Annotated in this window: 8 protein-coding genes, 2 tRNA genes and 1 pseudogene; 10 read left to right on the plus strand and 1 reads right to left on the minus strand. The window is 61.9% G+C overall.

All coding sequences use genetic code 11. From position 1 onward, the window contains the following. Positions 1-29: 29 nt before the first annotated feature. Positions 30-392, plus strand: a complete 363-nt coding sequence (locus GA566_RS06970) for a VanZ family protein (RefSeq protein WP_237380081.1) — start codon at positions 30-32, stop codon at positions 390-392. On the opposite strand, the gene GA566_RS06975 is transcribed toward GA566_RS06970, so the two are convergent. Beyond that, positions 367-1,224, minus strand: a complete 858-nt coding sequence (locus GA566_RS06975; protein WP_160473243.1) for a 23S rRNA (adenine(2030)-N(6))-methyltransferase RlmJ — start codon at positions 1,222-1,224, stop codon at positions 367-369. The genes GA566_RS06970 and GA566_RS06975 overlap by 26 nt on opposite strands. A 125-nt stretch (positions 1,225-1,349) precedes the next feature. On the opposite strand from GA566_RS06975, the gene mnmC reads away from it, so the two are divergent. The 9 genes and pseudogenes from mnmC to GA566_RS33195 form a co-directional block, all read left to right on the plus strand. Further along, a complete protein-coding gene (gene mnmC / locus GA566_RS06980) occupies positions 1,350-3,290 on the plus strand; it encodes a bifunctional tRNA (5-methylaminomethyl-2-thiouridine)(34)-methyltransferase MnmD/FAD-dependent 5-carboxymethylaminomethyl-2-thiouridine(34) oxidoreductase MnmC (protein WP_160472229.1) in 1,941 nt (646 codons plus the stop codon). Positions 3,291-3,458: 168 nt separating this feature from the next. After that, on the plus strand, positions 3,459-4,805 hold the full coding sequence (gene tig / locus GA566_RS06985) for a trigger factor (RefSeq protein ID WP_137924473.1): 1,347 nt from the start codon (positions 3,459-3,461) through the stop codon (positions 4,803-4,805). A gap of 113 nt (positions 4,806-4,918) precedes the next feature. Next, complete coding sequence (clpP, locus tag GA566_RS06990) at positions 4,919-5,569, plus strand: ATP-dependent Clp endopeptidase proteolytic subunit ClpP (RefSeq protein WP_137924474.1); 651 nt, start codon at positions 4,919-4,921, stop codon at positions 5,567-5,569. A gap of 267 nt (positions 5,570-5,836) precedes the next feature. Continuing rightward, a complete protein-coding gene (clpX, locus tag GA566_RS06995) occupies positions 5,837-7,114 on the plus strand; it encodes an ATP-dependent Clp protease ATP-binding subunit ClpX (RefSeq protein WP_137924475.1) in 1,278 nt (425 codons plus the stop codon). Between the two features lie 266 nt (positions 7,115-7,380). Next, positions 7,381-9,792, plus strand: coding sequence for an endopeptidase La (gene lon, locus GA566_RS07000; RefSeq protein ID WP_137924476.1), 2,412 nt, complete (start codon positions 7,381-7,383; stop codon positions 9,790-9,792). 242 nt (positions 9,793-10,034) lie between these two features. Further along, positions 10,035-10,110 (plus strand) — tRNA-Val (locus GA566_RS07005). A gap of 40 nt (positions 10,111-10,150) precedes the next feature. After that, positions 10,151-10,227 (plus strand) — tRNA-Asp (locus tag GA566_RS07010). A 437-nt stretch (positions 10,228-10,664) separates the two neighbouring features. Continuing rightward, positions 10,665-12,596, plus strand: a complete 1,932-nt coding sequence (locus tag GA566_RS07015) for a SurA N-terminal domain-containing protein (protein WP_137924477.1) — start codon at positions 10,665-10,667, stop codon at positions 12,594-12,596. Positions 12,597-12,680: 84 nt separating this feature from the next. Continuing rightward, a pseudogene (locus GA566_RS33195) lies at positions 12,681-13,780 on the plus strand (IS3 family transposase); the annotation flags it as partial. Positions 13,781-13,821 lie beyond the last annotated feature (41 nt).

Raw genomic sequence — 13,821 nt, forward strand, 5'->3', positions numbered from 1 at the left:
CGTGGTGACAGTGGCGTGTACGATGGCGCTTGTCTCTCGCCATGGACTTCTGGATGCGCCGTCCCACGCTTTTTCAGTGCCGCGTACTGTTCACCGTTTGCTCGGTGGCCGTGCTGGCGCTTTCCTTGTTGCCGCCCGGCATGCCCGAACCTACCACCGGCTGGGACAAGTCGAATCATGTCCTGGCTTTCAGCGTACTCACGTGGCTGGCCGCGCGGGCATGGCCCGGTCGCCTTTGGCGAGTGGCAGGAGGGCTGATCGTCTATGGGGTATTGATCGAGTGGCTCCAGTCCATGACCGGATATCGCGAAGCGTCTTGGCTCGATCTGTGCGCCGATGCGGTGGGCATCGGCGTGGGCATGATGCTCAGTTTTCGAGCGATTCGAGCGTGAATGCCGCGCCGCCGTCCTGGCCCAGCAATTCCACGAGCTTGGGCATCGCTTCCTCAAGTGCGGCGTGGAGTGTCCACGGCGGATTGACGATGAACATGCCGCTGCCGTGCAGGCCCAGCCCCCCCTCCACGGGATGTTTCACGGTGAGCGTCACGTGCAGCCAGCTTTTCAGCGGCAGGCGTTCGAGTTGCGTGGGCAACTGCATCGATTCGCGGCGCTGCACCTGGGGATACCAGATCGCATACATGCCCGTGGCAAAGCGCTCCAGGCCGGCTTTTAGCGTGTCGAGCGTGCGCGCATAGTCCTGCTTGTCCTCATACGATGGGTCGATGAGTACCAGCGCGCGGCGCGGCGGCGGAGGCAGGATGGCCTTGATGCCGTTGAAGCCGTCGCCGTCATAGAGCATGACCTTGCGGCCTGCGCCCCGAAAGTTGTCGCGCAGTACCTGGATCTCGGTGCTGTGCAACTCGAACAGGCGCAGACGATCCGGTTCGCGCAGCATCTGCCAGGCCAGCCACGGGGACCCCGGATAGTGCTTCAGGGTTCCATCACGATTCAATTCGCGCACCTGCTCCAGGTAGGCTTCCAGCATCTCGGGCAGTTCGTTACCACCTTGCGCCGCGCGCCACAGCGGGCCAATGCCGGTCTCGAACTCGGACTTCTTCTGGGCGTAGGCATGATCGAGCGCATACAGGCCGGCGCCTGCATGGGTGTCGACGTACCAGAACGGCTTGTCCTTTTGCGTGAGGTAGTCCAGCAACTGAACCACAACGGCGTGCTTGAGGACATCGGCATGGTTGCCGGCATGGAAGGCGTGACGATAGCTGAGCATGGCAGGGGGAAATGACGGCACGCAAACGATCGCCAGACAGCGGCCAGACGAGGCCTGCCGGGCGGTTTGCGAGGAGGGCGCTATGCTACCATCCGCCGCCATTTCCGGTCGTATCCATCCTCACCATGCCGCGCGATATCGCACCTCCCGCCCCTCATTCCGTCGATGACGAGACGCCGCTTGCGCGAGCACAACGCGTATTCCTGGGCGGCAACGGATTGCCCGGAAATTGGTCGGGACGTGACCAGTTCGTTGTGGTCGAGACCCGCTTCGGACAAGGCCTGAACTTCCTCGCCACATGGGAAGCGTGGCGGCGCGATCCGCAACGGTGTGGCCGCCTTCACTTTGTGGCCATCGACGCCTCGCCGCGTGATCTCTCTGCGTGGCATGTCGACGAGGATGCCCTCGCGCCCTTGACCGAGGCACTGGAGCGGGCATGGCCCGATGCATTGCCGGGCCTGCATCGCCTTACGTTTGAAGGCGGGGCCGTTGTGCTGACGCTGGCGTTCGGCAACGTGGAGGCGATGCTGTCCAAGCTGGCGCTCGGCGCCGATGCGTTCTATCTGGACGACACCTTCAGCGATGAAACGAACGTCGATGCGATCCTGCGCGGCCTGGCGCGACTCGCCCGCAAGGGCGCCACGCTGGCGACACCAGCCACCCTCGACGTGGTGGGAGGGCTGCGGTCCATGGGCTTCGAGGTCGATAGCGGAACTGAGATGATCACGGCGCGCTTTGCGCCTGCCTGGAAGGTGCGCCGTCATGCGCCGCCCGATGCCGCGCAGTGGCCGGACCGCCATGCCATCGTGATCGGTGCCGGTCTGGCCGGCTGCGCGGTGACCGAACGGCTTGCCGCACGCGGTTGGCGAATCTCGCTCTTCGATGCTCACGAGGGTCCGTCGCGACAGACCTCGGGCCACCGTGCTGCGGCCATGCATGCGCACATGTCTCCTGATGACAGCCAGTTGTCGCGCTTGTCGCGGGCTGGAAACCTGCATGCGTTGCGCGCTTGGGAGGCCCTTGAAACAGCAGGCCACCCCGTAGGCTGGCATGGCTGCGGCGTGCTGCAGATTGGCGAGGACGAGGCCGACTGCGCCGTGCAGAACGCGGCGCTGGCCACGCTGGGTTTTCCCGAGTCGTTCGTGCGTTGGATGACTGCCGAAGAGGCGGCCGCGCGCCATGGCGCCGCCGTGCCGCGCGGTGGTCTGTGGTTTCCACGCGGGGGCTGGGTCGCGCCCCCCGATATCTGCCGGGCGCAACTGGCGCAGGCCGGCGAGGCGGTTGACGCGCACTTCGGCCACCGCGTCGCGGCGATCGCACATGTGGAAGGCCAATGGGTGGCACGGGATGCCTCGGGCAACGTGCTGGCCAGCGCTCCCGTGCTGGTGCTCGCCAATGCGCACGAGGCCGAGCGGCTGGTATCCAACGAGTTCCTGGCGCTGCGCCGCGTGCGCGGGCAATTGACAGATTTCGATGCCGCCCAGGCCGTCGCGGCGGGTAGCTGGCCCGACTGCGTGGTGACGGGAAACGGGTATCTGCTGCCGCGTGATGAGAGCGGCGGTGCGCGCTTCGGCTCCAGCTATGAGGACGACGAAGGCCCGCTCGTCCAGAGCGCTTCGGTCCATGCTGAAAACCTTGCGCGGCTGGCGTCGCTGCTGCCGGCGCAGGCTGCCGCCATCGAAGCCATCGATCCCAAGACCCTGCACGGCTATGTGGGCGTGCGCACGGTCACTCACAATCGCCTGCCGCTCATCGGGGTCATGCCCGATGCGGCACAAGTGTTGGCGATGGCGCAGGAGGGTGGCCTGCGCGGGGCACACCTCCGCGATCTGCCCCGCATGCCGGGTCTTTATACGGCACTTGCATATGCGTCGCGCGGCCTCACATGGGCAACGCTGGGCGCGGAACTGATCGCCAGCCAGGTAGAGGGCGAGCCGTTGCCGCTGGAGTCCGACCTGGCCGATGCCATCGACCCCGCCCGCCTGCTGCTGCGGGCACTGCGCCACGGGCAACTGACCGATGCGGCAGTCCCGCGTCCGGAGCCGGATCAGGACCGCATAGGGTAAAAACTGCCGGAACCCAAAGAAAATCGTGCGATAATCCGCGTTTTCCGTCTGCGCGGGGCTTTTCCGCAAGTGCTGGTCGCGGCCAGGCGAGCGGCGCGCAGACAGGCGCAAACAGTAGGGCGCAAATGCTTGCGCTGACCACAACATTTCTGGATTGGATTGACGACCATGTCGAACATTGAAAACCTCGGCAAGCTGGACCGCAAGGTAACCCTGGCTATCCCCAAGGCCGAAGTGCAGAAGGAAACCCAGGAACGCCTGGTCCGTCTGTCGAAGACCGTGAAGATGTCCGGCTTCCGCCCCGGCAAGGTGCCGATGAAGATGGTCGAGAAGCAATATGGCCAGCAGGTCGAGTTCGAAGTCCGCTTCGACAAGGCTGCCCGCAAGTTCTTCGACATCACGCAGGCCCAGGAAGTGAAGGTGGCCGGCCAGCCGAAGTTCGATCTCAAGACCGAAGGCGTGTCGGAAGATGAAGTGGCATTCGAAGCCACCTTCGAGGTGTACCCGGAAGTCAAGATCGGTGACCTGACGGCCGCCGAAGTGACGCGTACCAAGACCGAAATCGGCGACGCCGAAATCGACAAGACCGTCGACATCCTGCGCAAGCAGCGTGTTCACTACCACCCGCGCGGCGAAGCCGGCGCGCATGGTGACGGTGGCGGCGACGTGGCAGCCAAGAACGGCGACCGCGTGACCATCGACTTCGTCGGCAAGATCGACGACGTGGAATTCGCCGGCGGCAAGGCCGAAGACTTCGTGTACGTGCTGGGCGAAGGCCGCATGCTGCCCGAGTTCGAAGCCGCCACGCTGGGCCTGAAGGAAGGCGAAAGCAAGACGTTCCCGCTGACGTTCCCCGAGGACTACCACGGCAAGGAAGTGGCCGGCAAGACCGCCTCGTTCACGGTCACGCTGAAGAAGGTTGAGTGGGCGCACCTGCCGGAAGTGGATGACACGTTTGCCAAGTCGCTCGGTATCGCCGACGGCAGCGTCGAGAAGATGCGCGCCGACATCCGCGAAAACCTGGAGCGCGAAGTCAAGCGCCGTACGCATTCCATGCTGAAGGACCAGGTCATGGAAGCCCTGCTGAAGGTCAGCGAGCTGGACGTGCCGAAGGCACTGGTCGAGCAGGATCAGGAGCGTCTGGTGGAAATGGCTCGTCGCGATCTGGAACAGCGCGGTATGCCGAACGCCAAGGACATGCCGATTCCGGCCGAGATGTTCGCGCAACAGGCCGAGCGCCGCGTGAAGCTGGGCCTGATCCTGGCCGAGATCGTCAAGGCCAACGGCCTGGAAGCCAAGCCCGACCAGGTCAAGGCCGAGATCGAAGACTTCGCCAAGAGCTACGAAGACCCGAAGGAAGTCATGCGCTGGTACTACGGTGACCAGCAGCGCCTGGCCGAGATGGAAGCCTACGTGCTCGAAAACAACGTGGTAAATTTCGTGTGCGACAAGGCCAAGGTCTCGGACAAGTCGGTTTCGTTCGAGGAATTGACTGCCGCGCCCGAGCAAGCCTGAGGTCGGGCATGGCCGGAAGCTGCCGGGCTGGATAGCCAGGCGGCACCGGCCAACGTCGATCGGCCTCGCGCGCTGGCTGATCGACGCCATTCCTGAATATCTGGAGAACCTGCATGACCCGCAATGATTTGCTTGATCGTCTGGCCACCACGCAGGCTTCGGCCCTGGAAACCCAGGGCCTCGGGCTGGTGCCGATGGTTGTCGAGCAGTCCGGCCGGGGCGAGCGCGCGTATGACATCTACTCGCGCCTGCTCAAGGAACGCGTCATTTTCATGGTCGGTGAAGTTAACGACCAGACCGCAAACCTCGTAGTGGCCCAACTGCTGTTCCTGGAAAGTGAAAACCCGGACAAGGACGTGTCGCTGTACATCAACTCGCCCGGTGGTTCTGTTTCCGCGGGTCTGGCGATCTACGACACGATGCAGTTCGTCAAACCGGACGTGCAGACGCTGTGCATGGGCATGGCCGCGAGCATGGGCGCCTTCCTGCTGGCAGCAGGCGCCAAGGGCAAGCGCAGCGCGCTACCGAACTCGCGCATCATGATCCATCAGCCGTTGGGTGGTGCACGCGGTCAGGCATCGGACATCGAGATTCAGGCACGCGAGATCCTGTATCTGCGCGAACGCCTGAATAGCATCTTGTCCGAGGTGACTGGTCAGCCGGTCGAGAAGATTGCACGCGACACCGATCGCGACAACTTCATGAGTGGCGATCAGGCAGTGGACTACGGTCTGATCGACAAGGTGATTTCCCGCCGCGGTTAAGGTTCGGGCCGGTGTGCCGGCATGCCTGTCCGGTTGCGATATGCTCGGAACCGTCCGGGTAGTGTCGACAGGCCGGACGCCTGCCGCATGGCTGCGTTGAATGACGCAGGCTACACCGGAACGAGGCCACGCGCCTCGTTTTTGCGTTTTGCCCCACACGTGGGGGCCGCCGCCGACTGTGCCAATTGTTTTGGCGTATGATGCGTTTAATGCGTTTCCCGTTGGGCTCTTTCCGACGGGAACCACACTGCTAATGTGACGATTCCTATGGCGGATAAAAAAGGTTCATCCAGTGAGAAGCTTCTGTACTGCTCGTTCTGCGGCAAGAGCCAGCACGAGGTCAAGAAGCTGATCGCCGGCCCGTCGGTGTTCATTTGCGACGAATGCATCGACCTGTGCAACGAGATCATCCGTGACGAGGCCGCCGCGACCGACAAGGACGCCGCCGCCACGACGCGCTCGGATCTGCCGACGCCCCACGAAATCCGTGAAAGCCTGGATCAGTATGTGATCGGGCAGGAGCAGGCCAAGAAGATTTTGGCCGTCGCGGTCTACAACCATTACAAGCGTCTGAAACACCTCGGCAAGAAGGATGAAGTCGAGTTGTCGAAGAGCAATATCCTGCTGATCGGTCCGACCGGTTCCGGCAAGACGCTGCTGGCGCAGACGCTGGCCCGTCTGCTGAACGTGCCGTTCGTGATCGCCGACGCGACCACGCTGACCGAAGCCGGATATGTGGGTGAGGACGTCGAGAACATCATCCAGAAGCTTCTGCAGAACTGCAATTACGAAGTCGAGAAGGCGCAGCGGGGCATCGTATATATCGACGAAATCGACAAGATTTCGCGCAAGTCGGACAACCCGTCGATCACGCGCGATGTTTCCGGCGAAGGCGTACAGCAGGCACTGCTGAAACTGGTCGAGGGCACCATGGCCTCGGTACCGCCGCAAGGTGGTCGGAAACATCCGAACCAGGATTTCCTGCAGGTCGACACGACCAACATTCTGTTTATCTGCGGCGGTGCGTTTGATGGCCTGGAAAAGGTCATCATGCAACGTTCCGACAAGACTGGCATCGGTTTCGACGCGCAGGTGCAGAGCAAGGAAGAACGGGAAGTCAGCGAGGTATTGCCGCAGACAGAGCCGGAAGACCTGATCAAGTTCGGCCTGATTCCTGAACTCATCGGGCGCCTGCCCGTCGTGGCGACGCTGGCCAAGCTGGACGAGGCGGCGCTGATGCAGATCCTGGTCGAGCCCAAGAACGCGCTGGTCAAGCAGTATCAGAAGCTGCTGGCCATGGAAGGCGTGGAGCTCGAGATTCGTCCGGCCGCACTGACCGCCATCGCCCGCAAGGCGATCCGTCGCAAGACCGGCGCGCGCGGCCTGCGCTCGATCCTCGAGCAGTCGCTGATGGACGTGATGTACGAACTGCCGAACTACAAGGGTGTGCAGAAAGTGGTGATCGACGAAAACACGATCACCGGCGATGCGCCGCCGCTCCTGGTGTACGAAGAGCAGCAGCCCAAGGTGGCCGGGTCCAACTGACACGCGAGGTTATCTGACGCCCAACGGATGGACCCACGTGGTCCCTGCAACACAGGCGAAAATTCAAGCGGCCGTTCGCTGGGAAGCGAGCGGCTTTTTTTCTTCAATTCCACAAACGAACCGGAGAAAACGCGGGTATGCTGTTTCACTGGGGGTCGCAAGTGCAGTTTGCAGCATGTTGGTCTGCGCCGGGAATTGATGATGGGTATCTTGCAATCGAAACCCGCGACCCTATTTACGCCTTATATGACTGACTGGGGAAAATGATGTCCGGAACACAACTCCTCCCGGCTGAGCCGATTCGCCTCCCACTGTTGCCGCTGCGCGACGTGGTGGTGTTTCCGCACATGGTGATCCCGCTGTTCGTGGGTCGCCCGAAGTCCATCAAGGCGCTTGAGACTGCGATGGAGTCGGGCAAGAGCATCATGCTCGTGGCCCAGAAAACGGCTGCCAAGGACGAACCTACTGCCGAAGACCTGTACGAGGTCGGCTGCATCGCCAACATCCTGCAAATGCTGAAATTGCCTGACGGCACCGTGAAGGTGCTCGTGGAAGGCACGCAGCGTGCAAACATCACCGAGGTGAGCGAAGACGACTCGCATTTCATGTGCGAAGCCGTGCCCGTGCCGCCCGCTGCCGTCGAATCGGCCGAGACCGAGGCCCTGCGCCGCGCGATCGTGTCGCAGTTCGACCAGTATGTGAAGCTGAACAAGAAGATTCCTCCCGAGATCCTGACGTCGCTGTCGGGTATCGACGAGGCTGGCCGCCTGGCCGACACCATTGCCGCGCATCTGCCGATCAAGCTCGAGCAGAAGCAGAAGATCCTGGAAATGGTGAAGGTGACCGAGCGCCTGGAGAGCCTGCTGTCGCAGCTCGAAGGCGAGATCGACATCCTGCAGGTGGAAAAGCGCATCCGTGGCCGCGTCAAGCGCCAGATGGAGAAGAGCCAGCGCGAGTACTACCTGAACGAACAGGTCAAGGCGATCCAGAAGGAGCTGGGCGAGGGCGAGGAAGGTGCTGACCTTGAAGAGCTGGACAAGCGCATCAAGGCTGCCCGCATGCCCAAGGAGGCCAAGAAGAAGGCCGATGCCGAGTTCAAGAAGCTCAAGCTGATGTCGCCGATGTCGGCGGAAGCCACCGTCGTACGGAACTACATCGACACGCTGGTGAACCTGCCGTGGCGCAAGAAGAGCAAGGTCAACAACGACCTTACCAACGCCGAGCGTGTACTCGACGAAGATCATTATGGTCTGGAGAAGGTCAAGGAACGCATCCTTGAGTATCTTGCCGTGCAACAGCGCGTGGACAAGGTCAAGGCGCCGATCCTGTGCCTGGTTGGGCCTCCCGGCGTGGGCAAGACCTCGCTGGGCCAGTCGGTGGCACGTGCGACGAACCGCAAGTTCGTGCGCATGGCGCTGGGTGGCGTACGTGACGAAGCCGAGATCCGCGGCCACCGTCGTACGTACATCGGTTCGATGCCGGGCAAGATCCTGCAGAGCTTGTCGAAGGTCGGCGTGCGCAACCCGCTTTTCCTGCTCGACGAAATCGACAAGATGGGCATGGATTTCCGTGGCGATCCGTCGTCGGCACTGCTCGAAGTTCTGGACCCGGAACAGAACCACACGTTCCAGGACCACTACATCGAAGTGGACTTCGACTTGTCCGATGTGATGTTCGTGGCGACGTCGAACTCGCTGAACATTCCGCCGCCGCTGCTGGACCGCATGGAAGTGATTCGCCTGTCGGGCTACACCGAGGACGAGAAAGTCAACATCGCCACGCGCTACCTGCTGCCCAAGCAGATTCGCAACAATGGCCTGAAGGTTGGCGAGATCGAAGTCACGGAAGCTGCGATTCGCGACATCATCCGTTACTACACGCGTGAAGCGGGTGTGCGGTCGCTGGAACGCGAAGTGTCGAAGATCGCCCGCAAGGTGGTCAAGCTGCTGCTGCTGAAGAAGGAGTCGGGCGCGGTCAAGGTGGATTCAGAGAACCTCGACAAATTCCTTGGCGTGCGCAAGTACGACTTCGGCCTGGCCAACAAGGAAAACCAGGTGGGGCAAGTGACTGGCCTCGCATGGACCGAAGTGGGCGGCGACCTGCTGACGATCGAAGCCGCGATCATGCCGGGCAAGGGCAACATCTCTCGCACGGGTTCGCTGGGCGACGTGATGAAGGAGTCGGTCGAGGCTGCGCGGTCGGTGGTGCGTTCGCGGGCGCGTCGCCTGGGTATCGCGGATGAGATGTTCGAAAAGCGCGACATCCACATCCACGTTCCTGAAGGTGCCACGCCGAAGGATGGTCCGTCGGCCGGTATCGCGATGACGACCGTGCTGGTGTCGGTGCTGACCGGGATTCCGGTGCGTGCCGACGTGGCGATGACTGGCGAGATCACGCTGCGCGGCGAAGTGTTGCCGATCGGTGGCCTCAAGGAAAAGCTGCTGGCAGCCCATCGTGGCGGCATCAAGCTGGCGCTGATCCCCGAGGAGAACGTCAAGGATCTCGCGGACATTCCCGATAACGTCAAGAACGCCATCGAGATCGTGCCGGTGCGCTGGATCGACAAGGTGCTGGAGCTGGCGCTGGAGCGCAAGCCCGAGGCGCTGCCCGATGAAGAAGCCAAGCCTGCCGATGTGGCAGACAAGGCAGCTTCGCAGGTGGAACGCATTCATCACTGAGTCGTAACGCTGCAGGAATCGCTGTGAAAATCGGAAACGCCGCAGGGTAGAACCTGCGGCGTTTCTGTTTTGAGGTGCCAATGAGGCGATGTGGCGCATATCTCGCAAACAACGCTTGGCAAATCGAAAACTCTCGTATTACAATCGCGGCCTCGCAACGCAAACAGCGGCAACGAAGCAGTAACTGCCGAGTCGTGCGCAGCGGGATTACCCAGCAGGCAAATGGCTTGCGATGGTCGAATGGGTGCTTAGCTCAGTTGGTAGAGCGGCGCCCTTACAAGGCGTAGGTCGGGGGTTCGAGCCCCTCAGCACCCACCATTCACCATCGCGCTGCAGCTGCCTCGAAGGGCCCAATTCAGGAGTGGTAGTTCAGTTGGTTAGAATACCGGCCTGTCACGCCGGGGGTCGCGGGTTCGAGCCCCGTCCACTCCGCCAAAAAAAGAGAATGCCCGCGGAAGCGGGCATTTTTTTTGGTGGTGGGGAGGGAGCTGCCTGCGCAGCTCCCGGCGGGGCGAGAAGGGAATCGCTTGCAAGCGATTCCGCGGCCTGCGGTATGTAGGCGAGCCCCGTCCACTCCGCCAAAAAAAGAGAGTGCCCGCGCAAGCGGGCATTTTTTTTGGTGGTGGGGAGGGAGCTGCCTGCGCAGCTCCTGGCGGGGCGAGAAGGGAATCGCTTGCAAGCGATTCCGCGGCCTGCGGTATGTAGGCGAGCCCCCGAACGATGGACCCGTCATGCGCGTCCATCGTTCGTTAGCAGCATCTCCTGACCTCACAGAAAGCCACACCGCACTTTCCGCAGGTCTGGTGTCCCGCTCCTGCTAGAATCGCAGGGTTTGTCCATCGGCCTTCGGCCCAACCCATTTTCCGATCAGCATGCTTGATTTCGTACGCAATAACCGGCGCCTGATGCTTTTGCTGCTGCTGGTGCTCGTCTTCCCGTCGTTCGTGTTCTTCGGCGTCGAGAGCTACTCGCGCTTCATGGATGGCTCGCACGATGTGGCCAAGGTGGATGGCCGTACCATCACCGTGCAGGAAGTCGACAACGTGGTGCGAGACCAGAGCGAGCGCATGCGCCAGATGCTGGGCAACAACTATGACCCGCGCATGTTCGAAGGCGCGGCAGCGCGCCAGTCTGTGCTGGACCAGTTGATCCAGCAGCGCGTGGTGGCTGATGCCACCGAGAAGAAACACCTGACCGTGTCCGACACGCAAGTGCGCGATGCCATCCAGGCCATTCCGGCGATTGCGCAACTGCGTGGCCCCGATGGTACGTTCGACGAGAAAGCCTATGTGCAGTTGCTTGCGCAGCAGGGCATGACGCCCGAGCAGCTCGATAGCCGCATGCGCTTCGAGTTGGCCACGCAGCAACTGGGCGCCGCCGTCGGTACCACGTCATTCGTACCGAAGTCGTTGCTGGATCGCCTGATCGCCATCCGCGACCAGCAACGCGATGTGCAGCCGCTGACGATCAAGTCGGCTGACTTCACGTCCAAGGTGAAGCCCGATGAGGCCGCGCTGAAGGCATACTACGAATCGCACCTGTCGGCGTACACCACGCCCGAAGAGGCCAAGGTCGAGTACGTTGTACTGTCGGGCGAAGCGCTGGCCGCAAGCCAGGCCGTAACGCCGGAAGAACTGAAGTCCTACTACGACAGCAACATCCAGCGCTTCCGCACGGAAGAGCAACGCCGCGCGAGCCACATCCTGATCGCCGCGCCGAAGGACGGCAAGGACGCCGACCGTAAGGCTGCCAAGGAGAAGGCCGAGAAGCTGCTGGCCGAAGTCAAGAAGCATCCCGAGACGTTCGCTGACGTGGCGAAGAAGAACTCGCAAGACCCGGGTTCGGCGGAGAAGGGTGGAGACCTCGGCTTCATGGGTCATGGCGCACTGGTCAAGCCGTTCGAGGACGCAATGTATGCTCTCAAGGATGGCCAGATCAGCGATCTGGTCGAGACCGACTACGGGTATCACATCATCAAGCTGACCGGCATCAAGCCAGCGGAAACGCAGCCGCTGGATGCCGTGCGTCCGGAACTCGAAGCCGAGCTGAAGAAGCAACTGGCCAGCAAGAAGTATGCGGAGCAGGCGGATGCGTTCGGCAATACGGTGTACGAGCAGTCCGACAGCCTCAAGCCGGCTGCCGACAAGTTCAAGCTGACGATCCAGACCGCGGACAACGTCACGCGTCAGCCAAACCCGGCGCTGGGCAAGGATAGCCCGCTGAACAACGAGAAGCTGCTCAAGGCCCTGTTCAGCGACGACGTGCTCAAGAACAAGCGCAATACCGAAGCCGTGCAAGTGGGTCCCACCACCCTGGTGGCGGCCCGTGTCGTGGACTATCGTCCGGCGGCGGCGCGCAAGTTCGAGGATGTCGAAGCGCAGGTGCGTCAGGCTTACATTGCGCAACAGGCAGCCGAACTGGCACGCAAGGATGGCGAAGCACGCCTTGAGGCGCTGAAGAAGGGCGGCAACGCCGACGGTTTCGGCGCCACGATCGTGGTATCGCGCGCCAAGGCCGATGGCCTGCCGCCGAAGGCTGTCGATGCGATCATGCGTGCCGATGCCACCAAGCTGCCGTCAGTGGTGGGCGTGGATCTGGGTGCCGAGGGGTACGCGATTTATCGCGTGACGAAGGTGAGCACGCCCCCCGCAGCGAATCCGGGCCAGCGTGATGCCGATGCGCAGCAACTGAGCCAACTGGCTGGTCAGACTGAACTGGCCGCGTACTATGACGCGCTCAAGGCCAAGGCGAAGGTCAAGATCCTGCGCCCGGCAAAGGCCGAGGAAAGCCAGCCAGCCAACTGAGCTGGCTGATCCCAGCAAAAAGCCCCTGAGATATGAACTGCACCCCAAGAGTTGGACACTGATCCAACCCTTGGGGTGTTTTTCATGGCGAAGCACGACGAGCAATTGAAGCTCAGAGTAGTAAAGCGATATCTGGCCGGAGGTATAGGCTTTAGGGAGCTAGCGCGGGAGTATGGGGTGGGCCGTACGCTGGCCCGCGAGTGGGTTGCGCTGCATGAGCTTCACGGTCGACGCGGGTTACGACGCAAGGGGCACAGCAAGTACAGCGCGGAATTCAAGCTGGCGGTGCTTGAAGGCATCCAGCGGGACAACCTGTCGCAATCTGAGGCGCGAGCGATCTGGGGGATTCGTGATCCGGGTGCCATCAGCCGTTGGGAGCGCCAGTATCATGAGGGTGGTCTGCCTGCACTATTGCCTCGTCCCAAGGGACGTCCCCGGAAGATGCCGAACTCATCACCACCCGAACCCATTGCGCCGGAATCCGAACAGGACCAGCGTACCCGTGAGCAGTTGCTCAAGGAGAACGAATACCTGCGCGCGGAGGTGGCGTACCTAAAAAAACTCGATGCCTTGATTCGAGCGGAGCAGCGTCAGGCGCCGCGCGCAAAGCGCAAGTAGTACTCGAATTGAGGCAGCATCATCCATTGGCCGTTCTGCTGGCGGTGGCAGGACTGGCGCGCAGCACCTTCTACTATCAGCAGAAGGCCCTGCTGGCAGGAGACCGTTACGCTGAACTCAAGCAGCGCATTCGAGCGATCTATGAGCGCCATCGAGGCCGATATGGCTATCGGCGCATTACTGCGGCAATTCGGCAGGACGGCGAGGTAGTCAATCACAAGTTGGTCCGGCGCCTGATGCTGCAGTTGGGCCTGAAGTCGCTGGTACGACCGAAGAAATACCGCTCTTACCGGGGAGGGCTCGGACTGGCAGCTCCGAACCTGCTCAACCGACAGTTCGCCGCACAACGGCCTAACGAGAAATGGGTAACGGACGTAACCGAGTTCAACGTGAAGGGGCAGAAGTTGTACCTGTCGCCGGTCATGGATCTGTACAACGGCGAGATCGTCGCGTGGCAGAGTTCCACACGGCCCACGTTCGATCTGGTCAGCGGCATGCTGAAGAAAGCGATCTCACGCCTCAAGCGTAGTGAGCGGCCATTGTTGCATTCGGATCAGGGCTGGCAAGGCGGATTCAACCGGTCGTCGCAACACCTTTCACCAAGGAG

This window comes from Cupriavidus sp. SW-Y-13, assembly GCF_009793345.1.
In the GTDB taxonomy this organism is placed as follows: Bacteria; Pseudomonadota; Gammaproteobacteria; order Burkholderiales; family Burkholderiaceae; genus Cupriavidus.

Excerpts from the sequence above, each read along its gene's own strand:
- mnmC (WP_160472229.1), top strand. The coding sequence starts at position 1,350 with ATGCCGCGCGATATCGCACCTCCCGCCCCTCATTCCGTCGATGACGAG.
- lon (WP_137924476.1), top strand. The coding sequence starts at position 7,381 with ATGTCCGGAACACAACTCCTCCCGGCTGAGCCGATTCGCCTCCCACTG.
- GA566_RS07015 (WP_137924477.1), top strand. The coding sequence starts at position 10,665 with ATGCTTGATTTCGTACGCAATAACCGGCGCCTGATGCTTTTGCTGCTG.
- clpX (WP_137924475.1), top strand. The coding sequence starts at position 5,837 with ATGGCGGATAAAAAAGGTTCATCCAGTGAGAAGCTTCTGTACTGCTCG.
- tig (WP_137924473.1), top strand. The coding sequence starts at position 3,459 with ATGTCGAACATTGAAAACCTCGGCAAGCTGGACCGCAAGGTAACCCTG.
- clpP (WP_137924474.1), top strand. The coding sequence starts at position 4,919 with ATGACCCGCAATGATTTGCTTGATCGTCTGGCCACCACGCAGGCTTCG.
- GA566_RS06975 (WP_160473243.1), bottom strand. The coding sequence starts at position 1,224 with ATGCTCAGCTATCGTCACGCCTTCCATGCCGGCAACCATGCCGATGTC.